Origin of the sequence: Enterococcus sp. FDAARGOS_553, from assembly GCF_003812305.1 — a bacterium.
In the GTDB taxonomy this organism is placed as follows: domain Bacteria; phylum Bacillota; class Bacilli; order Lactobacillales; family Enterococcaceae; genus Enterococcus_D; species Enterococcus_D gallinarum.
Map to the genome: position 1 here is coordinate 942,769 of NZ_CP033740.1, position 19,419 is coordinate 962,187.

Here is a 19,419-nt window from a genome sequence, read left to right on the forward strand (position 1 = left end):
GCTAAAAATCATATAAACTTTTTGATCCAAGTTCTATAGAAAATTGAGCAATATAAGTACCTTCCATTCTTAAATCAATTATAACGTAACCGTGTGTCACACCCTCTTTAATAAAATCTACACTATAAGAAATAATTTTTTCTTCTGTATCATAAATGGGAATTATAGAAGAAACAACCAAATCTTCAGTTCCTTTAAATTCTTTTGCAAAGTTTAAAGCTAAATTGGCTAAGCTTTCATCAGTTATTTCAACAGCAGACTGTTCAGAATAATTTTCACTGATGTCTGCTTCTGAAATGGAAACTTCTTTTGCATTAGTACTCTTCTCTGTATATAGAAACACAAAACAACTTGTTACCATTACCCATAAAATTCTACTGATTTTCTTCATTTTTAACTACTCTCTTTGTTTGCCAACCAGCGCAACCATAGAACACAATGTATTATTCATTCCACTTAAAACCATATTCTATGACCAACATTTTTTCACTTCATTTACCTAGCATTTACAAATTTTATGACAGTTTAAAACATTCAGTAGAGCTTAATTGCTTCGAGAGTGTAAAATATTTTGTGTAAATAGAAAAAAGGAAGTCCCTTCTGTAGAATAGAGTTACCACAACACATTCACAGAAGAGAGGACTTCCCTATGAACGATTTTACTACAGAAATTCTAAAGACTCTAGCGAACAAAGGCGATTTGAATGAATTATTCCGTGTCCATTTGGAGAAAGCAGTCAATACGCTTCTCAAAACGGAGTTAACGGCTTTCCTAGATTACGAAAAGTATGATCGCATTGGTTTTAACACGGGTAATTCTCGTAACGGCTCCTATGACCGTACGGTCAAGACCGAGTATGGGGAACTTCATCTCCAGATTCCGCGCGACCGCAATGGTGAGTTCAAGCAACAGACTGTTCCTGCTTATAGACGGACGAATGACACGTTAGAGGAGACCGTCATTCACCTCTTCCGAAAAGGTATTACCATGTCGGAAATCGCAGACTTGATTGAGAAAATGTATGGGCATCACTACACGCCCCAAACCATGTCCAATATAACAAAATCATTTACAGAAGAGGTAACGGCGTTTAAAGGGCGGGAGCTTCATGACCGTTATGCTGCTATTTATATGGACGCAACGTATATTCCGTTAAAGCGGAAAACCGTCGCCAAGGAAGCTATTCATATCGCAGTTGGCATTCGCCCGGACGGATCAAAGGAAGTATTGAGCTATGCGATTGCACCGACTGAATCCATCACGATTTGGGAGGAAATTTTATTGGACCTTCAAGAGCGCGGTTTGAAAAATGTCCTCCTGTTCATCACGGATGGCTTAAAGGGGATGGTAGGAGCGATTAGTCGGTTCTATCCCAAAGCTCGTTTTCAACATTGTTGTGTACACGTTTCCCGTAATATCAGTCACAAAGTGCGTGTCGATGATCGTAAGGAAGTCTGTGATGATTTTAAAATGGTGTATCAAGCCTCATCTAAAGAGGTGGCGTTGGAAGCACGTGGTGCTTTTGCGGAAAAATGGAAAACCAGCTATCCAAAAATGGTGGAATCGATTCTTTCGAACGATCACTTGCTCACTTTCTATGATTTCCCCTTGGCCATACGCAAGAGTATTTATTCTACGAACTTGATTGAATCCTTTAATAAGCAAATCAAGAAATACAGCCACCGCAAGGAACAGTTCCAAAACGAAGAGTCGATGGAACGTTTCTTAGTCTCGTCTTTTGATACTTACAGCCAAAAATTCCTAGGTCGCAGTCATAAAGGCTTTCAACAGGCCGAAGGCGAACTTGAACAAATGCTAAGCCAACTGATTGAGAATTAGAAACAATCTGCAGTAGGGAAGAATCATTTACACAAAATTATTGACGCTCCCGGTACCGGTGGTGGGAAGACATATTTCATTCTTACAATTATTGAAGCCCTACAGCTGATTTAGGTACAGTTATGGAAAATGTCTATTACAAGAAAGAAGATATTTCTGAATGTATAGATGATTTCTACAATCGAATGATTAATAGAAGTTTAGAGATGAAAAAAATGTCCAATTATAAAACAGGAGAAAATTATGCTTATTTAAAACTTACTCGATTTCACTTTTAATACGACCACCTCCCATAAATAATATTTAAATTTATGGAAAGGAAGATGGTCTATGAATACACTGAAAGAAGATTTTATTTTAGCAAAAGCTGGAAATGAAGAAGCCATTGAAGCCATTCTTAAAAGATTCAGCTCGTTGATGCACAAAAAATCGTGGAGAAACGGAAAATACGATCAAGATTGTTATCAAGAATGTATGATTGCAGTCTATCTAGCAATTTCAAAATTTGAAATCAAGGAATAAGCTCATTTTGGGGAGATGCATTTTGCTTCTCCCTTTCTTCTTATCTACCTCACCTTATCCATTAAATTTTTCAATTCAGTTACATTTGTTAACTCGATTATATTAGGAATTGGCTGCTTTATTAGATTATTCCTAGTGAGTTTTGTTAAATATCTACTAAGTGTTTCTGGAGTCATCCCTAAATAAGAAGCAAGTTCTTTTTTCGTAGTTTCCAATTTTATCTGCTCTGTATTTTGCTTTATATTTTCTTCTAACAAATACTGAATTAAGCGTGTTTCTGCTCTTTCAGTCGTGATTCCTACAGTTAATCGTTCTGTATTATCAAGACGTCTCGCCATTTCTGATAAAAGTTATAGAGCTATTTGGGGATGCGATAGTAAAATCCGCTTAAAGTTGTCCTTTTGAATGGTACATACTTTAGTTGGTGATATTGCTTCTATAAAGCATCCATAATGTTGTTCTTCAAATAATGCCAGCTCGCCCACAAAATCACCCTGTTCTAAAATACGAATCACCTGTTCTTTACCTGAAGAACCTAAGCGATAAACTTTTACTTTTCCTTCTTGAATAAGATAAAGAGATTCAAGTATATCTTCTGCTTGATAGATAAACTGTCCTGCAGAAAAAGCTTGTTCTGTAATATCACTTTGGATAAATTGAATTTCAGTGAGGGACAATCCCTGAAATAAAGGCATTGTACTTATACAATGATCATATTTTGTGAAATCAATCATGTTCTTACTACTCCTCTTTTTGTGGTTAGTATAGCATAAAAAAACGTTCACTCATGTAATATCATCAGTGAACGATTTTCTATACTTATTTTTCTTTATCTGCATCATAAAGAACAGCGCGTACTGAAACTTCAATGGAATCCTTTACTGCTTTAGAATATGGACAAACTTTATGCGCTTCTTCAGCAATTTTTTGAACTTCTTCTAAATCTAAATCTTGAATTGCAACTTGAATCTCAACACTTAATTTAAAGTCCACATCGTCTGGCTTTTTGTATAATTTTACTGTATGTGTAACTTGTGAAGATTGATGAATTTTACGTTGACCCTTAACAATTTCTAATGCCCCGTGAAAACAAGCACTGTATCCTAAAGCAAATAATTGTTCTGGGTTTACTCCACTCCCAGATCCTCCCATTTCTTTAGGTGTAGAAATCTTCACTTCAAATGATCCATCATTTAAATAGCTCACTCCATCACGGCCACCGGTATTAGTCGCTGTTGTTTCGTAAATTTTTTTGTAATCTGACATATTGAAGTCACTCCTTTTCACTTTTATGGTCCTATTTTAGGAAATAAAGTTGGTGTTGGCATTGATCTAAATCAAGAATCATAAAGTTAAGAATAACTTTATGAAAAAATATCGTTGGATGCAGTATATCTCTTTACTTGAACTTTATTAGCTATGTTTATTGGTCTTTTTGTTAAGGTAAATAAATATTAACAAAGCTATTATTGCGCCTCCAAAAGAACCACCTATCGCAATAAACACATCCACTGTTCCTTGAATTCGAATGATATTTGATTTAGTTATAAAATGGATGAACTATGATATAATTTTTTGCTTTAGGTTTCCTTCAGATTCCATCAGCTACAAAGTTGCTACCCGTGCAGGGTACATCAAAAAAGGAAATGCCAAAGCATTTCCTAAAGTGTGATTTGGTCAAAACAACACCATTTGACAAAGCACTGAAGAAACTAGAATGACTTTTCATCAATAAACCCTATTGTTCGTTCAGATTTTCCATTTACTCCAACACAAAGGAGTTTTTGAAAACAAATTCACTCCTCCCTCCTAAATCTTCTTAAAAACCATTATTCTCCGCCAATGTCTTAAACCATTCCCCAGATTTCTTAATCGTCTTAATCTGAGTGTGAATATCATTAGCGATTAAGCCGTAGCGGTTACGGTAGGCATTGCTCCAGGACCAGCAATCGATAGGAGTCCATAGATGGTAGCCAAAGCAGTTGGAACCTTCTTCAATCCCTTTATGCAACCATTGGAGATGCTCTTTGATAAATTCTATGCGGTAATCGTCTAGAATTTGCCCTTTTTCATCCATAAAGCGTTCTTCCCGAGAAACCCCCATGCCATTTTCAGAAACAAACCAAGGTAGATTGCCATAATTATCGCGAATATTGATGGCAATGTCATACACTGCTTTGGGATAGATTTCCCAACCTTTGTCAATATTCATGCGACGGCCAGGCATTTGATATGCATCATAATAACGATCAGGCATCCAGGCACCCACTGAATTTGGAGCAATGTCAGGTGTCTTGACCCGGTTTGGATGATAGAAATTCACTCCGATAAAATCAACAGTATTTTCCTTAATCAAAGCTAACTCATCAGCAGTTGACTGCCACAATACCCCATCCTTAGTCAGCAATTCTAGCAATTCCACAGGAAATTCCCCTTTGATGGCTGGGTCGAGAAACATTTTATTGTTCCACAGTTCGGCAATTCGGGCTGCCTCTTGATCTGCTTCAGCATCTGAAGCTGCGTAAGTTGGCGTCAAGTTTAACACGGTACCAATCCGGCCACCAGCTTGTGGTTGACCCATTTCGCGAAACTTCGCCATGACCTTAGCGGAAGCGAGATTTAAATTGTATGCCACTTGTACTGCTTTCTTGCCATCCACCAATTTTGGATAATGAAATTGGAACAAGTACTCCCCATCTACTACCACCATCGGCTCATTGTGGGTCACCCAGTCTTTCACACGGTCACCAAACAAAGCAAAACATTGTTCAGCAAATCCCACAAACAAATCGACAACTTTCTTCGATTCCCAACCGCCATATTTATGGTAAAGCTCCACTGGCAAATCAAAATGATGGAGGTTAAAAATCGGTCGGATATTTTGAGAGAGGAACTCATCAATCACATTATTGTAAAAAGCAACACCCACTGGATCCACTTCATTGGTTTCCAAATCCTTGATGAGACGGGTCCATTGAATCGAGGTGCGAAGGGAATTCAATCCCGTTTGCTTCATCAATGCGATATCTTCTCGGTAGCTATTGTAAAAGTTCGAAGCCATATCTGGCCCCACTCGGTCATAAAAAACTTCAGGTTCAATATCGTACCAATGATCAAACATATTGGCATGTTTCTTTTGAAAACGGCCTTCTGATTGGGGACCAGATGTGGCTGCACCCCACCAGAAATCTTTTGGAAATGTCAACATAGCATTCTACTCCTTTTCTCTCAAAACGTCGGCTAAACACTGCCGCATATGATCGCCAAATTTTGGCAAGTATTCATGGCCATACTCTGGATAAAATAGCATTTCTTTGTCAGCTGCGCTACTTAGCTGATTGTACACAGCAAACTGGGTTTTCGGTGGACAGACTGTATCTGCAAGGCCAATTGCCCAATGCACCTTCCCTTTGATCCAAGGAGCAAAGTATTGCAAATCAATGTAATCCAATGTTTCAAAGAAAGCTTCTTCTCGTTGGTGCAAGGGGTCTTTAAAGCGAAACCAATAAGCCAACTCTTCATAGGCGGAGTTTTCTACATCTAAGCGATAAGCTTCGCGATAATCACTTAGGAACGGATAACAAACAAAAGATTCCTTGATTTCCGGAGCAACAGCCGCACAAATCAACGCCAAAGCTCCTCCTTGTGACGCACCATAGGTATACAGTTGGCTGGTATCCACTTGGGGTTCTGCTACCATTAGCCGAGTCAACTGGTAAATATCGAGAAACACACTTCGATAAAATAAATCATTTGGTCCAGACTCCACTCCCCGGATTATATGCCCTTTCAGACTGGTTTTCGTGGTCAATCCCACATCTTCTGACAAACCACCTTGTCCTCTAACATCGAGTGCCACTACCCAAAAGCCTTCAGCAGCCATAGCGACCTTGTCTGACCAATCCCCAGCATCTGAGTGATACCCATGAAATTGAAGCAAGAGGGGAGACTTTTTTTGCAGACGTTTAGGCCGAATGAGTTGACAATGGACGGTGGCTCCTTGAACACCTGTAAAAGTTAAATCAAATGCTTCTGCTACTGAAGAATTCAAGGGATGAGGCTCTAAATGATAGTCTGTCCCCAAATCATCTACCTCTTGAAACCCTGCCTGCCAAAAAGCTTCAAAATCAGCAGGCTTTCGCTGACTCCCTTGATAGTTTTGCCACCTTTTTTTTGCATCTATTGCATACATTAAACTTGCTCCTTTCGTAAGTGATAGTTTGCCACTGCTCCTATCAGATTAGCATCTTGTTGAAACTGACAAATCTTCACAGTAATTCGTTGGTCCTCTGAATGATGATGTTGTTGTAACAAACATAATTGGGCTTTTACCGGAGCCAATAGATCTTTGCGCATTGATATGCCACCACCGATACAGACTACTTCAGGATCGATGACCAAGCAAACATTATAAATACCAATCGCCAAGGCTCGGAACAATTGTTGAACTTCTTGTTGAGCCAATTGATCTCCAGTGTCAGCAATATCAAATAGTTCTCGACCTGTAATACCTGATACCAAACCTTTCTGTTCGCAATAGCGCTTTGCAGCATGAACAGGGCTGGCTAACTCACTTAACGTTTGTCCATTTTCCGCCAACATGTAGCCAAATTCGCCTCCAAATAAGTTATGCCCCTTGACTAGTTTCCGCTCCAACACCACGGCTCCACCGATTCCCGATCCAATGATGAAAGAAACTGAACTTTTGGCATCTTTGGCAGCACCATAAAAGGCTTCTGCTAACCCTGCACAATTGGCATCATTTTCCACGAAGACAGGTTTTTCCAATAACTCCTCTAATTCTGCAACAAAATGAATTTTATGAATATAGGGGATCGCACTGTAGCCCCCGATAATCCCCTGATCACTGTCCACTGCTCCGGGTACACTGATCGACACCGCTTCAATCGGTGTCTGACTACAACTGGTTAAATTATGCAAAGTGGCTTTTAGGTCCATCTTCATTTGCTCCCAAGTCACGGGTGTCACAAAGGAACCTTTTTCGGTCAAGGCTTCTGCTGCCCACAGAGCATATTTGATACTCGTACCCCCAATATCAATTGCTAAAATACTCAAGAATTCCCCCTACTTTCTCAGTCTACTTACCTACACTAATTTTCATTGTAAGTAGTTATTTATTTTTAGGTATATACTTTTAAAATTTGAAAATCAAAATAAAAAGCGGAAAGAGGATTTTTCCGCTTACTTATTCTCTCGTTAAGACAAACTCCACCGAAAAACTATCATAACGATGAACTGAAATGGAGTACTCAAAAGCGATGCCTGTATCAAAATAAGCAATTTGCTCTGCCACTGCCACCGGATCTCCCGAATCCAATTCTAGATACTGTTGTTCGATTTCAGTCGCCTTTCGGACACTGACGCGTCGATGCCCACTTTGGATTTTCAAACCGAGATCTTCTTCAATATATTCATAAATGGACCCTTCAATATTGGCTTTTTTCAAACCAGGAATCAAATCGATAGGCATGTACATTTTTTCCATAACCAACGGCTTGCCATCAATGTGACGCACCCGATAAATATCATACACGAAAGTATCTTCCTGCATATTTAATTTATTTTTTACCAAGTTATCCGCTTCTATTACCTTAAACTCCAAAACTTTACTTTTAACTTCTTTTCCTGGATTGAGAGCAGTCGTCCCACGAAACTGATTAGCCACCGCAATTCGTTCTATTTCATCGGTCGCCAAATCCTTGACAAAAGTACCGGATCCACGACGTTTGATAATCAATCCCTCTGACACTAACATATCTAAGGCCTTTTTCACCGTCATCTTACTAGCGTCATATTCCACACAAAGATCTTTTTCGAAGGGAATTTGTTGATTTGCTTGATATACACCTTCCAGTATCTTCTTACGGATATCACTGGAAATAAGGATATATTTTTTCATCGTCATGTTACCTCCACTTATGGCTTATCCTAATATCTTATCCTATCTGCTACCGAATGGAAATAGCCAGCCACTGTCCTTTTGAAATTATTTATCTACTCGTCGTAAATGATACAGTTGAGACGCATAATCCCCCGGCAATTGACGGGACCAATAGTCTTTTGCTCGACCGACATAGTTGCCACCCATAATCAAGCCAATGCTAGAAAGATCCTTACCGGAACGTAATTGTGGCAGTTGATTGATTTGATAATTAGCTTCCAAATCTAAACCGGCCAATAATAAACGACGATAAGCCGGATTCGGTTTACCCAACACTTGATAATCCGCCACCAAAGCTTCACTCAAATCTTTTGAAACTACCATCCAACTACACTGGGTATTATCAAAAGGACTATTGAGACGATAAAAACGCCCCTCGTGGATCAATTCTCGGTATTCTTTAAAGGTGGCAATCGCTGCTTTTACCTGTTGTAGCTCTACATCTGACATCCTCGTAATATCCAACTCCAAACCATAAGTACCAAACATCGCTACCTGATTACGAAAAGTCAGTCCTGGCGAACGCCCTACTTGATGATTGGGAATCTGTGACAAATGACTACCGATACTAGCTAATGGGTAAACCATCGAAGCCCCGTATTGAATTTTCAAGCGTTCGACCCCATCAGTATCATCACTGGCCCAAGTCTGGGGTGCATAGTAGAGTAACCCAGGATCAAAACGGCCACCGCCACCAGCGCAGGATTCAATCAACAAATCGGGGTATTTTGCTAAGATTTTTTCATACAGGTCATAAACACCTAAAATGTAGCGATGGAACAACTCTCCTTGATTACCATCGGCGAGGTAATTGGAAAATGGTTCTGAAATATAACGATTCATATCCCATTTCAGGTATGTAATTTTGCCACAAGCAAGAACGCAATCGATTTGCTGGAAAATTGTCTCCACCACTTCTGGGTTGCTAAAATCCAAGACAAACTGATTCCGTCCATGAGAGATTTGCTTCTCAGAATTACCAATTACCCACTCAGGGTGCATCTCATACAAGGGTGTATCCGTAGAAATCATTTCGGGTTCAAACCACAGCCCAAATTCCAAACCTAATTGATTGATTTTCGTCGCAAAGGCAGAGATCCCCTCTGGTATTTTGGCTAGCTGCACCTGCCAATTACCTAAAGAGCCGTTATCACTATTCCGAGTACCAAACCAGCCGTCATCCAACACAAACAGATCCACACCGATTGCTGCTGCTTTTTCAGCGATTTGTAATAATTTCTCACTGTCAAAATCAAAATAAGTGGCTTCCCAATTGTTGATTAAAACAGGTCGTTGCTTATGAGACCAGCGAGGTGATATCAAGTGCTCTTGGAAAAAATGATGGAAGCTTTGACTCATACCATTAAAACCGGCCTCACTATACACCAGTACTGCTTCCGGTGTCAAAAATGTGCTTTTTGGAGTTAATTGCCAAGCAAATTCAAAAGGATTGATACCCATTTGAATTCGCAAAATGTCATAAGTATCCAGCTGCAAACGTGCCACAAAATTGCCACTATAAATTAAGCTAAAGCCATAGATCTTTCCTTGTTCTTCCGTCGCATTGGACTCACAAACAGCCATAAAAGGATTGTGGACATGACTGCTGGCTCCACGAGTACTGGCGACTTCTTGCACACCATAAGCAATGGAATTTCTACTAATCTGGGTTTCTCTCGCCCAAGCTCCATCCAAGTGTAGCCAATCATAGTGCTGATTTGGAAGATCCAGATTAAAACTCAGACAGTCCAATAACTCAAAGGTCGTCTCACTAGGATTGATGATCTTCATTTGTCTGGTCACTACAGATTCTTCACCAAACAAGGTATAGTAAAGCTCGACTTGCAAAGGTGAATAACGATCTTGCAAGGTGATAATTAAAGTCTCCCCCGCTTCACCAAAACTGCCAGGCAAGCCAGAAAGTGCCTGTTTTCCTAATTCAATCCGATAGTGTTGATAGGTAAAGTGACTAATACGATCTCCTTTTGGATAGCGTACCCGTAGCATGGGATAGCGAAAATCAGTGGTACCATAGAGGCCCACTTCTTGTTTGATATGTTCCAACGAAGTAGTGTAGTTTTGCTTGATTTGGTTGTTAGCGGGACGTATTTCTCTTTCAATCAAAAAATCATATTGATCATAAATAGGAATACTACTTCCAAAATAGAGTTGTTCCAAGACGTCTAACTCTTCCATTACCCGAAAAATATAACTAATGTTCTGATTTTTTAGGTGAAACTCTCTTCTTTCAGGATTGACACTAATCATGATTTATTCCTTCCATTTCACGAAATTTTTGCGAGCCTTTTTTCAGTAAATAGGCCACTCCGCCAGGAGCCACCAAGAAAAACAGCAAGGGACTGACCAGCAATAATAGGATCCAAAAGGCATAGGTCCCCAAGATGAAGCCATTTAGCAAACTGGGTCGTAATGTCTGAAGTAATAGCTGATACCCAATAGCAACAGGAGCTTCCTTCATTTCGTCATACGTCGCTGTTCCCAAGACCCAGTGTGCATTATAGAGTAAGAAAAGAAGCAAAGATAATCCCCCAGTAACTTTAAAAAACAAGCCTAGTGAAGTGCTACCGAGCCACGCACCAGATAAAAAGATCGCCAAGGACAAAAATACGCCCACAGATAGCACTTTTTCGCACAGTTTCGTAGGTGGTAGCTTCTTGGTTAGTCGACAGAGCTTTTCTTGTAAGGCTTCTGGATGGTCGACACAAAAAACTAACTTTTTATGGCTACTAACCCAGCCATAAATAAAGCCACCAGTGACTAACCAGCCCCAAAAATGCAAGGAACACTTTACTAGGACATAGAGTAATTCCACTGCAACTACTAATTTACTGGACTTCTCGGTCACCAGTAACCCTCCTTTTCCGGTAAGCTTATTTCACAGAACCAGCAACACCATTGTAAATGTATTTTTGCAAAGCCAAGAAGACAACCAAAATCGGTAAAATAACAATAATTACCCCGGCTAAGATCACTGGCCAGTTGGTTCCATAAGGGCCTTTGAATGCAAAGAGTGCCGTGGAGATCACTTTTAGTTTACGATCGGGCATATACAAGAATGGATTATAGAAATCATTGTAAACACCCACACCGCTGATGATTAGCATAGTGACAATAGGTGCCTTTAAGTTCGGTAAAATAATCCGCCAAAAGATACCAAAATAGTTGGCCCCGTCCAAATAGGCCGATTCGTCTAGAGAGACTGGGATTTCATCTAAGTATTGCAAAAAAACATAGATGGAAATCACATCTGTTCCCAAATTTAGTAAAATAACTGACCAAATCGTGTTGAACAAGCCAATTCCTTCAATGATTTGGAACGTCGCTACTTGACTAGTAATGCCAGGAATCAACATTGCCATCATAAACAAAGCCATAATCGGCTTTTTCAGTTTAAAATCAAAACGGCTCATAACATAGGCAAACATCGAGCCTAACAAAAGCTTACCTACCATACTAATTGAAAAAATAAGCAACGTATTTTTAAAACCTGTCAACATCTGACCATTGATAAACGCAGTTTTGTAATTACTAAAGTCCAATGACTTTGGTAGCGACAAGACACTGGTAGACAAAAATTCATTATTGGATTTGAAAGAGCCAATAAAAACTACCAGGATTGGTAGTACGGCAACCACTGCCCCGATAATCAAAATCAAATATTGAAGTATACGTCCGATAGAAAATTGTCTTTTCATCTTCTATGCCTCCTTCTCGCTAATAAATTTCCGTTGAATCAACGTCACCACTAAGACAATCACGAGTAAAATAACTGCCATCGCTGAAGCTAAACCAACTTTATTATACTTAAAGGCAGTATCGATGGTTTGGATTACAAAGGTCATGGTGCCGTTGGATCCTCCAGTCATAATATATGGAATATCAAAGACACTCAAGGAGCCGCTTATGCCCAAAATCAGATTTAGGAAGATGATTTTGCGAATACTTGGTACGATGATATAACGAAACTCATCCCAACGATTAGCCCCATCTATTTCGGCTGCTTCATAAACTTCTGGATTGACCGACTGGATTGCTCCTAAAAAAATCAAAAAGTTAAAGCCGGTATAACGCCACAAGGAAGTAAAGGCCAAAGAAATATTATTGATGGAGCGATCTCCTAACCATAGCCGAATTTGACTCTCCAAACCTAGCGCCGATAGCACTGTATCCAAAGTTCCATCACCTTTAAAGAAGTACAAGAAAATAAATCCAATTGCTACCCCATTTAGTAAATAAGGGAAAAACAAAATCCCCTTCCAAAAATTAGCAAATTTGACCTTAAAGGACAAAATCGTTGCAAACAATAAAGCGACACCCAATTGCAAAAAAGTTGCAAAGAAGTAATACAAGCTGGTTTTAAAAACGGTAAAGTATTTTGGATTGGTTAAGACTGTCTTGTAGTTATCTAGTCCGACAAATTTACTGTCTGGGGAATAACCATTCCACTCTGTCAAACTGTACTGGAACATCTTCACTAAAGGATAATAAGATAACATTAATAATAAAAATACCGGAATAATGGTAAAAGTAAAGATCAAGATTCTTTTTTCAGTTTTTTGGCTAAAACGGGATTTTTTCACCGTCTTATTCATGGTAAACTCTCCCTGTTTATTCATGTTGGCTCCTCCTTATTCTAAAACCCCTCATATCGACCACGGTCCGCAATCGCTATGTACTCCTGCAAAAGAAGTTACTACCAAGATAAGTTTTCTTTACGACACTGTGCTTTTGCCTGGCACAAGTTGCCAGACAAAAGTTAGTGCCTACAATCAAAACTTTATTTGCTATCAATCAAAAGTCTTTTCCTAACTGCTAGGGTGACTTCTAAAAAAATTTTACTCTCCCACTTCTGCTATCGCATCTGACCAGCGTGTATTGAAGTCTTTCATAATAGCTTCGAAGCTTTCGTTAGAGTTACCAACTGCTGCATCGATGATTCGTTGCTTTTCAGCATCTGTCGTACCCAAACCTAGTTCAGATTGGTCATTGATTGAACTAAACAATGATTCTTTTCCGGCTGGTGCTGGATTTTCTTCAATTAACTCAACCCCAGCATCTTGTGCAGCCTTCAATGATTCTGGATAATCTGCTCCAATTTTTGCTGACAAGCCCCCGTTTTCTTCCGCGTAGTCTGATTCATTGACTAACCAGTCGATCAACTTGCGCGCCGCTTCTTTGTGCTTACTATGAACGTTGATCCCATAGTTATAATCTGCTCCAATTGGCAAATATTGTTTACCATCCTCGGCAGTCATTGGAAATGGTTGGAAGATAATGTCCTCAGCAGTATCAGCATTGATGTCTTTGATTTGTGGTACCGCCCAACTTCCCAAAACCATGATCCCAATCTTACCATTAGCCATATCTACTTTTGATTGTTCCCAATCAGATGTAGTTGGGTCAGCCTCAATCAACCCTTGATTGCTAACATCGTATAGGGTTTTATAAATCGTATTCATCACTTTACCCGCTGCAAATGGCTCTTTGTCTGAAGTCATCTTATTGGTAAAGTCTTTATCACCAGAAGCACCACTGCGAACAAAGTCCCAGTTTGATAATGTCCAACCAGCCGCATAGTTAGTATATAGCGGCATCACATCAGTATTTTTTTCTTTGATTGTTTTTAATGCTGCTACAAAATCTTCTGGTGTTTGTGGAAATTCGTCAATACCAGCATCTTTGAAGACCTTTTGATTGACCACCATCCCAGTGGCGTTCATCTGTGACGGTAAGCCATAACTCGTGCCATCATAGGACCGATCATTTAAACCCATATACTCTTTGCTGAGCTCTTCCTTTTTACCAAGTGGTTCAAAAAAGTTCCCATAATCTTCTGGCTTGATATCTCCTGGAATCATCAAAACATCCCCATATTCTTCACTATTCATCCGGGTTTTAATTTGGCCAGCATAGTCTGTAATCGTTTGAATTTCTACTTTGATATCCGGGTACTTCTCATTGAATTTTGTCATGTATTCATCCCATTTTCCATTGGTTTCCCAGTCGGTTTTGTGGTTGATGAAGGTAATGGTCTCAGTTTTCCCACCATCCTTGTCATTAGCTGAATCTTTGTTGTTTCCACATGCCCCTAGAACTAAACCTGCTACTCCCAAGACGATCATTGAACCTAGCATTTTTTTCTTCATGTTACTTCCTCCTATAAATTAATAAAGTGCTGTTACCAAAAACTGTTCATGGCCTGTTACGTCAGAAATGGAAAACGATTACATAAATATAATACTACATTCCCATTTCAAAGTATATACTTTTATATATATTGTTTTGTACTTTTGTAAAATTCTCGAATGATCGCCGCAGCCGGTTTACCGTAAACCCCGTAATCGTCGTCTTTGAGCGCCATCTCTCGCGAATATAACCGCGCCTTCCAGTCCCAAATACCAAAGCCTTGAATCCAGTTTCTCTTGTCACAAGCAGTAAACATCTTTTCAAACCATCGTGATTGCGCTATCATGCTAACTTCCCCTGAAAAACTCCAATCATTGGGTAGATATTGACTTCCTTCACGACTTGGACAACCCACTTCACAAAAGAAGAAAGGTTTTTGGTAGTGATTTACCACTTGTTCAATCCGATCCAATTCTTGTTCCCATTTGTCAATCGGATAATAGCCTGATGAAGAGATGACATCTACAGCATCCCACCAAGTTAGATTATTTTCTTGATACTTGTCACAATTATAAGTTAGTAGACCATTGTAATGCTGTCGAATCTGGGAAATAGTTTCCCGCCACTGGGCTTCCCGTCGATCACTATTAACCAATTCACAGCCGATTACCAACATGACACACCCTGTCTCTTCAGCGAGTTTTGCATAGTGATTCAGGTATTCACGATAGGAATCAAACCATTGGCTCCAAGTCGGCTCGCAGGGAACATCGTAATCAAAAAAATTGATGTGCGCTCGCCACGTATCATCTGCCACATTGACCATGGGTTTCAAGATTACTTTCAACCCGATTCCCTGAGCGTAAGCGATCATCCCTTTCACTTCTGCATCTATTAAAACGTTGTCACTTTGCCAATCGATTTTGGTAGACTGAGGATGAGCTTGTGTGACAGTAATTGGTAATATCACATGACTTGCAGCTAACTCTTCTTTCATCATGCGTAATGATTCTCGACTCATTGGATCTTGCCAGTCTCCCCGTTGGCTCATAAACCCAAAAGTTATCCCATTGATAGTTTCCATCTTTTCACTTCTCCACGTTTTATTTTGTAATCGATTTCAATTCTATATTATAAAGGACGAAGAAGAAAAAAACAACAAAAATATATACTTTTGATTATAATGATTTATACAATATTATATAGTAAATATAATAAAATTGGAGGTCTTTTTTGGATAAGAAAAAATTGTACACGCAGCTCACTCAAAAAATCATCCCCTTCTGGCAAGGTAAGATGGATCTAATTCATGATGGTTTTTACGGTCGCCGGGATAAGATCCCACTACTAATAAGAGCTGCTTGATGAACGCCCGGTATTTATGGAGTTTTAGTCATTGCTGCCGCATTTTACAAGACAAATCCTTAACTGAGTCTTTTTTAGCTAGCCTAAAGACTGCTGCGAATCCTGCCTATGAATTTTTCCGGTAAGTCTGTTGGGACCAGGAAAACCCAGGGGATCTTCTGGGAGCTAACCGCAACTGAAATACTCTCTGATCCCAATAAAACCACTTATGCTAATAGTTTTGCCCTCTATGTTCTTAGCGAGTATTACTTAGACTTTCATGATCTGTCTGCATTAAAAATGGCAACCACGCTCTTTAGTTTTCTCGAAAAGAAGTCTTATGACCCTCTTACAAATGGTTATCAGGAGGATTTTTCCCACAACTGGTAGCCCGTTCCCTCCCAATCAATCGGACCCAGCGATTTGCCAGATCTAGACTTTACCACTAATACCCATTTGCACTTTTTAGAGGCATACATAAATTTCTACATGACGACGCCAACATTCGATGTAAAAACTACCTTGCAAAGATTACTCATTGTCTTTACAGATAAGATTGCGACCCCAGCAAACTGCCTCCAATTTTTCAATGCTGATTGGTGTCCTCTAAGCCAAGAAATCAGTTTTAGCCATGACATTGAAACCATTTGGGTATTGCAACGGACTTTGACTGTTACTGGTATCAAAGATGTGCAAGTCAGTCAATTTATTGAAAATCTTGGTACTCAAGTAGCTACCAAAGGCTTCGATAACAACAAAATCATTTGTGATCATTCAAATACCCTTCAAACCTCGACTCGAAAAACTTGGTGGACGCTAGCAGAAGCAATCATCGGCTTTTACAACCTGTATCAATTAACTAATAGTAAGGTCTATTATGAATTGGCTACTCACCACTTCGAAATGGTAGAATGAAACTTTGTGGATACTCGATCTAACAGTGAATGGTATGCCTACCTCATCAATGATGGACACCAGATTCTACAGAAGATATCGCCAACGCTTGGAAAGGCCCCTTACCATACCTGTCGTATGTACACAGAAACAATTGCACGCCTATCTAGGTAAGAAAAACAGGACGACCTGACTTCTAGAGAATCATTCGAATTGTAGTGACATCGCAAAAAGCCAACTAAAGAACAGTTGGCTTTTTGATAGTTTATTTTAGTAATTTCTGCTTAGATGCAAATATATGCGCAAATGGTTCTTTAGCTCTTGGTTATCCTTAATACTACAACCTAATTGATTCTCTCCAGCAACTCCACCCTATTTTTCATAATTTTTGAATTAAAATAAAGGTAATCCCTTTTAATTTTCTATCTTTATTTCAATATCAGAATTTATTATTTTAAATTTTTACATACCTGTTTATGAAAAACTAAATAATCTGTCAAAAAAATATGATTGTTCATTTCTAAATATGTTTTCCAATTTTAAAATCTTTTTTAGCATTTTTGTTTCCTTTTCATATGGTTTTTCGTTGTTAATAGTGACTAGGATGATATTCCTATTTTGACCATTGACAATTAAATATAATTTTTGAATAACGTTCCCTGCTATTCGAGCTAAGAATTCAAGTACGCCATGACCTATTTAGCGATAACTACTTAGAGATTTCTTTTTGTTTTGGGAAGACAAAATGCCATGACAATAGCAGTAGATAATGATACTTCCGTAAGGCTCGCCGTAAACTGGGGAGAGGTGAAATTCCTATGTGCTTACCCAAGGCAATTCAAAAATTTTAGTTCATTTATAAGGGGATGATTTTATTAAATCAATAGTCTATCTAAACAAAAAACAAACCTGTGAGTTTTTAGGAATTGATAACAATACTTTAGATAAATGGATTCGTATATATAATTTTCCCGTAATAAAAATAGACGGTATAATTCGCTTTGATGTAGAAGATATCAAAGGCTTTATGGATACGTTCAAAAAGATTTGAATTTTACTTTTGACTGCATATACTAAAAGTAGCGAAATATACTGCCTTACTTTTTTATTAAGGAGTGAGGAAGTTGCCTACGAAGCTTTCAAATGGAAAATATAAAACTAATTTGAGATATCCAAAAAAATTTAAAGAAATTACAGGTATCAGTTCAGAAAAATTCCAAAAAACATTTCCAACTAGGCAATTGGCTATTAAAGCCGAAAATGAAATGAAAAAGAAAATCGCAAAAGTCTTAAGAGAGGAGAATGCAAATTCATTAGAGCTCAAAGGTCAAATAAAATTCAAGGAGTTTTATAAATCTAAATGGCTTCCTAGATATCAGTTAGGGCAAACTACTAGATCCCATAAAGCTCCAAGCGATATAACCATCATTAATACAAAGAATTTATTTCGATTGCATATTCTGCCTATATTTGGTGAGTATGCCATGAGCTATCTTAATGCAAATACCGAAATAATATCAGATGAACTCACAAAAAAGTCGAAGGAATATGCAAACATAAAAATCATTAAATGCTATGTTCGTTCCATGTTTGATATTGCAGAGGTTCTAAATTATATTGAATTTAATCGTACAACAAAAATAATTCAAAGTATTACTGCACCTAAGAAAGTTGCTCTGGAAGAAAAAAGAATACGAGAAGGAAAACAAGCTTTATCTTCGAAAGAACTCACTGATTGGTTAGACACTGTAAGAGATGATTTCAATGATCAATTACTTTCCTTTCACGATTACACTCTTTTTATGCTTACTTTATATCTTGGGGATAGAAAGAGTGAGACCTATGCTTTGCAATGGAAATACATTGATTTTGAAAACCAAACAGTCCGTCTTAAATATGCCTTGGATAAACACACAAAAAAGAAATTTACAAAAGGTCGAAAAGATACTATTATCCAAGTTCCGGAAATTGTAATGACACTATTGCAAGAATGGAAATCAGTGCAAGCTGAACAACTATTGAAGTTGAAAATTAAACAGACACCTGACCAATATCTTTTTAGTTACTCCAAACCTTCTGGTGAAGTAAATTGTCCAGTCCATACTGATTACTTAAATTATCGAATTAATTCTATAAAAAAAAGACATCCCATTTGGTTCATTTAACTCCTCATAAACTTCGACATACTTACGCAACTTTAGCTAGACAAGGTGGGGCTGATATGAATCAAATTTCTAACGCTTTGACACATTCAGGTATTTCAACTACAAAAATTTATGTGAATACACCTGATTTAGTTGATAAAGCTGTGTTCGAAGCGTTTCAGCGAGGATTACAAAAATCTAATTAATGTGTTCTAAATATAAAAAAAAGACACTTTCCAAATAATTGGAAAGCGTCTTGAACGTTGATATATAAAGGATATTAACGTTTTGAAAACTGTGAAGCTTTACGAGCTTTCTTAAGACCTGGTTAGCCCAACCATCTTTTCAAACAGCTTCATAATGCTTTAATGGCAACGATTTAGAGAGATAAAAGCACGAAAAACTTTATTGACTTTCAAATTATTTGAAAGCAATGGTGTCAATTACTTGCGAGCCGATCCAATACTATTTAATAGATATACATAAAACATTTCAAAATTAACAAATATCATTACATCGTCAATCAAATCAAAAAATAGTTTATCTCTCAAAAATATAATCTATTC

The 19,419-nt window shown here is 38.3% G+C and carries 18 protein-coding genes and 2 pseudogenes; 6 read left to right on the top strand and 14 right to left on the bottom strand.

What is annotated here, in order from left to right; translation table 11 throughout:
- Window position 1 precedes the first annotated feature (1 nt).
- The gene (locus EGX73_RS04920; protein ID WP_003128934.1) at window positions 2-391 is read right to left on the bottom strand and encodes a hypothetical protein; all 390 of its coding nucleotides are present in this window, start codon (window positions 389-391) and stop codon (window positions 2-4) included.
- Between the two features lie 258 nt (window positions 392-649).
- Here EGX73_RS04920 and EGX73_RS04925 point away from each other — a divergent pair, with 258 nt between their 5' ends.
- The 3 genes and pseudogenes from EGX73_RS04925 (at window position 650) to EGX73_RS04935 (ending at window position 2,362) form a co-directional block, all read left to right on the top strand.
- Complete coding sequence (locus EGX73_RS04925) at window positions 650-1,840, top strand: IS256-like element ISLgar5 family transposase (RefSeq protein WP_123866786.1); 1,191 nt, start codon at window positions 650-652, stop codon at window positions 1,838-1,840.
- 36 nt (window positions 1,841-1,876) lie between these two features.
- Window positions 1,877-2,118 (top strand): annotated as a pseudogene (locus tag EGX73_RS16175) (ATP-binding protein); the annotation flags it as partial.
- 52 nt (window positions 2,119-2,170) lie between these two features.
- On the top strand, window positions 2,171-2,362 hold the full coding sequence (locus tag EGX73_RS04935; RefSeq protein WP_002372651.1) for a helix-turn-helix domain-containing protein: 192 nt from the start codon (window positions 2,171-2,173) through the stop codon (window positions 2,360-2,362).
- Window positions 2,363-2,406: 44 nt separating this feature from the next.
- Here the strand turns inward: EGX73_RS04935 and EGX73_RS16180 are convergent, their stop codons facing one another.
- The 13 genes from EGX73_RS16180 to EGX73_RS04995 form a co-directional block, all read right to left on the bottom strand.
- Window positions 2,407-2,700, bottom strand: coding sequence for a Crp/Fnr family transcriptional regulator (locus tag EGX73_RS16180; protein WP_253764197.1), 294 nt, complete (start codon window positions 2,698-2,700; stop codon window positions 2,407-2,409).
- Between the two features lie 12 nt (window positions 2,701-2,712).
- Window positions 2,713-3,096: a cyclic nucleotide-binding domain-containing protein gene (locus EGX73_RS16185; RefSeq protein ID WP_253764198.1), complete on the bottom strand. Its 384-nt coding sequence runs from the start codon at window positions 3,094-3,096 to the stop codon at window positions 2,713-2,715.
- An 85-nt stretch (window positions 3,097-3,181) separates the two neighbouring features.
- Complete coding sequence (locus EGX73_RS04945) at window positions 3,182-3,628, bottom strand: organic hydroperoxide resistance protein (RefSeq protein ID WP_003128928.1); 447 nt, start codon at window positions 3,626-3,628, stop codon at window positions 3,182-3,184.
- 553 nt (window positions 3,629-4,181) lie between these two features.
- On the bottom strand, window positions 4,182-5,570 hold the full coding sequence (locus EGX73_RS04950; protein ID WP_003128926.1) for a glycoside hydrolase family 1 protein: 1,389 nt from the start codon (window positions 5,568-5,570) through the stop codon (window positions 4,182-4,184).
- Between the two features lie 6 nt (window positions 5,571-5,576).
- Window positions 5,577-6,554: an acetylxylan esterase gene (locus EGX73_RS04955; protein WP_002372643.1), complete on the bottom strand. Its 978-nt coding sequence runs from the start codon at window positions 6,552-6,554 to the stop codon at window positions 5,577-5,579.
- The gene (locus EGX73_RS04960) at window positions 6,554-7,438 is read right to left on the bottom strand and encodes an ROK family protein (protein WP_002372641.1); all 885 of its coding nucleotides are present in this window, start codon (window positions 7,436-7,438) and stop codon (window positions 6,554-6,556) included. The genes EGX73_RS04955 and EGX73_RS04960 overlap by 1 nt, the downstream gene beginning before the upstream one ends.
- 130 nt (window positions 7,439-7,568) lie before the next feature.
- Window positions 7,569-8,282: a GntR family transcriptional regulator gene (locus EGX73_RS04965; protein ID WP_003128923.1), complete on the bottom strand. Its 714-nt coding sequence runs from the start codon at window positions 8,280-8,282 to the stop codon at window positions 7,569-7,571.
- Between the two features lie 87 nt (window positions 8,283-8,369).
- Window positions 8,370-10,592 (bottom strand): alpha-galactosidase, encoded by a 2,223-nt coding sequence (locus EGX73_RS04970; protein ID WP_003128922.1) that lies wholly within the window; start codon window positions 10,590-10,592, stop codon window positions 8,370-8,372.
- Window positions 10,585-11,190, bottom strand: coding sequence for a hypothetical protein (locus tag EGX73_RS04975; RefSeq protein ID WP_002320611.1), 606 nt, complete (start codon window positions 11,188-11,190; stop codon window positions 10,585-10,587). Before EGX73_RS04975 ends, EGX73_RS04970 begins: the two co-directional genes overlap by 8 nt.
- Before the next feature lie 25 nt (window positions 11,191-11,215).
- Window positions 11,216-12,040, bottom strand: coding sequence for a carbohydrate ABC transporter permease (locus EGX73_RS04980; protein ID WP_002320610.1), 825 nt, complete (start codon window positions 12,038-12,040; stop codon window positions 11,216-11,218).
- 3 nt (window positions 12,041-12,043) lie between these two features.
- On the bottom strand, window positions 12,044-12,961 hold the full coding sequence (locus EGX73_RS04985) for a carbohydrate ABC transporter permease (RefSeq protein ID WP_002320609.1): 918 nt from the start codon (window positions 12,959-12,961) through the stop codon (window positions 12,044-12,046).
- Between the two features lie 219 nt (window positions 12,962-13,180).
- Entirely contained in the window at window positions 13,181-14,491 is a 1,311-nt protein-coding gene (locus EGX73_RS04990; protein ID WP_003128918.1) for an ABC transporter substrate-binding protein, read from the bottom strand.
- Window positions 14,492-14,613: 122 nt separating this feature from the next.
- Window positions 14,614-15,555 carry a 1,4-beta-xylanase gene (locus EGX73_RS04995; protein ID WP_123866787.1) on the bottom strand — a complete coding sequence of 314 codons (942 nt, stop codon included), beginning with the start codon at window positions 15,553-15,555 and terminating at the stop codon, window positions 14,614-14,616.
- Between the two features lie 149 nt (window positions 15,556-15,704).
- Here EGX73_RS04995 and EGX73_RS16385 point away from each other — a divergent pair, with 149 nt between their 5' ends.
- The 3 genes and pseudogenes from EGX73_RS16385 to EGX73_RS05015 all read left to right on the top strand — a co-directional run bounded on the left by EGX73_RS16385 (window position 15,705) and on the right by EGX73_RS05015 (window position 19,059).
- Window positions 15,705-15,836 (top strand): hypothetical protein, encoded by a 132-nt coding sequence (locus EGX73_RS16385; RefSeq protein ID WP_021150757.1) that lies wholly within the window; start codon window positions 15,705-15,707, stop codon window positions 15,834-15,836.
- Between the two features lie 468 nt (window positions 15,837-16,304).
- Window positions 16,305-16,730 carry a hypothetical protein gene (locus tag EGX73_RS05005; protein WP_002372632.1) on the top strand — a complete coding sequence of 142 codons (426 nt, stop codon included), beginning with the start codon at window positions 16,305-16,307 and terminating at the stop codon, window positions 16,728-16,730.
- A gap of 1,103 nt (window positions 16,731-17,833) precedes the next feature.
- Window positions 17,834-19,059, top strand: a pseudogene (locus EGX73_RS05015) (tyrosine-type recombinase/integrase).
- Window positions 19,060-19,419 lie beyond the last annotated feature (360 nt).

Bases quoted from the DNA above. Each gene is read 5' to 3' on its own strand.
- EGX73_RS04945 (WP_003128928.1), bottom strand. From the start codon at position 3,628: ATGTCAGATTACAAAAAAATTTACGAAACAACAGCGACTAATACCGGT.
- EGX73_RS16180 (WP_253764197.1), bottom strand. From the start codon at position 2,700: ATGGCGAGACGTCTTGATAATACAGAACGATTAACTGTAGGAATCACG.
- EGX73_RS04995 (WP_123866787.1), bottom strand. From the start codon at position 15,555: ATGGAAACTATCAATGGGATAACTTTTGGGTTTATGAGCCAACGGGGA.
- EGX73_RS04965 (WP_003128923.1), bottom strand. From the start codon at position 8,282: ATGAAAAAATATATCCTTATTTCCAGTGATATCCGTAAGAAGATACTG.
- EGX73_RS04980 (WP_002320610.1), bottom strand. From the start codon at position 12,040: ATGAAAAGACAATTTTCTATCGGACGTATACTTCAATATTTGATTTTG.
- EGX73_RS04935 (WP_002372651.1), top strand. From the start codon at position 2,171: ATGAATACACTGAAAGAAGATTTTATTTTAGCAAAAGCTGGAAATGAA.
- EGX73_RS04985 (WP_002320609.1), bottom strand. From the start codon at position 12,961: ATGAATAAACAGGGAGAGTTTACCATGAATAAGACGGTGAAAAAATCC.
- EGX73_RS04950 (WP_003128926.1), bottom strand. From the start codon at position 5,570: ATGTTGACATTTCCAAAAGATTTCTGGTGGGGTGCAGCCACATCTGGT.
- EGX73_RS05005 (WP_002372632.1), top strand. From the start codon at position 16,305: ATGACGACGCCAACATTCGATGTAAAAACTACCTTGCAAAGATTACTC.
- EGX73_RS04990 (WP_003128918.1), bottom strand. From the start codon at position 14,491: ATGAAGAAAAAAATGCTAGGTTCAATGATCGTCTTGGGAGTAGCAGGT.
- EGX73_RS04955 (WP_002372643.1), bottom strand. From the start codon at position 6,554: ATGTATGCAATAGATGCAAAAAAAAGGTGGCAAAACTATCAAGGGAGT.
- EGX73_RS04920 (WP_003128934.1), bottom strand. From the start codon at position 391: ATGAAGAAAATCAGTAGAATTTTATGGGTAATGGTAACAAGTTGTTTT.
- EGX73_RS04970 (WP_003128922.1), bottom strand. From the start codon at position 10,592: ATGATTAGTGTCAATCCTGAAAGAAGAGAGTTTCACCTAAAAAATCAG.
- EGX73_RS04925 (WP_123866786.1), top strand. From the start codon at position 650: ATGAACGATTTTACTACAGAAATTCTAAAGACTCTAGCGAACAAAGGC.
- EGX73_RS16185 (WP_253764198.1), bottom strand. From the start codon at position 3,096: ATGATTGATTTCACAAAATATGATCATTGTATAAGTACAATGCCTTTA.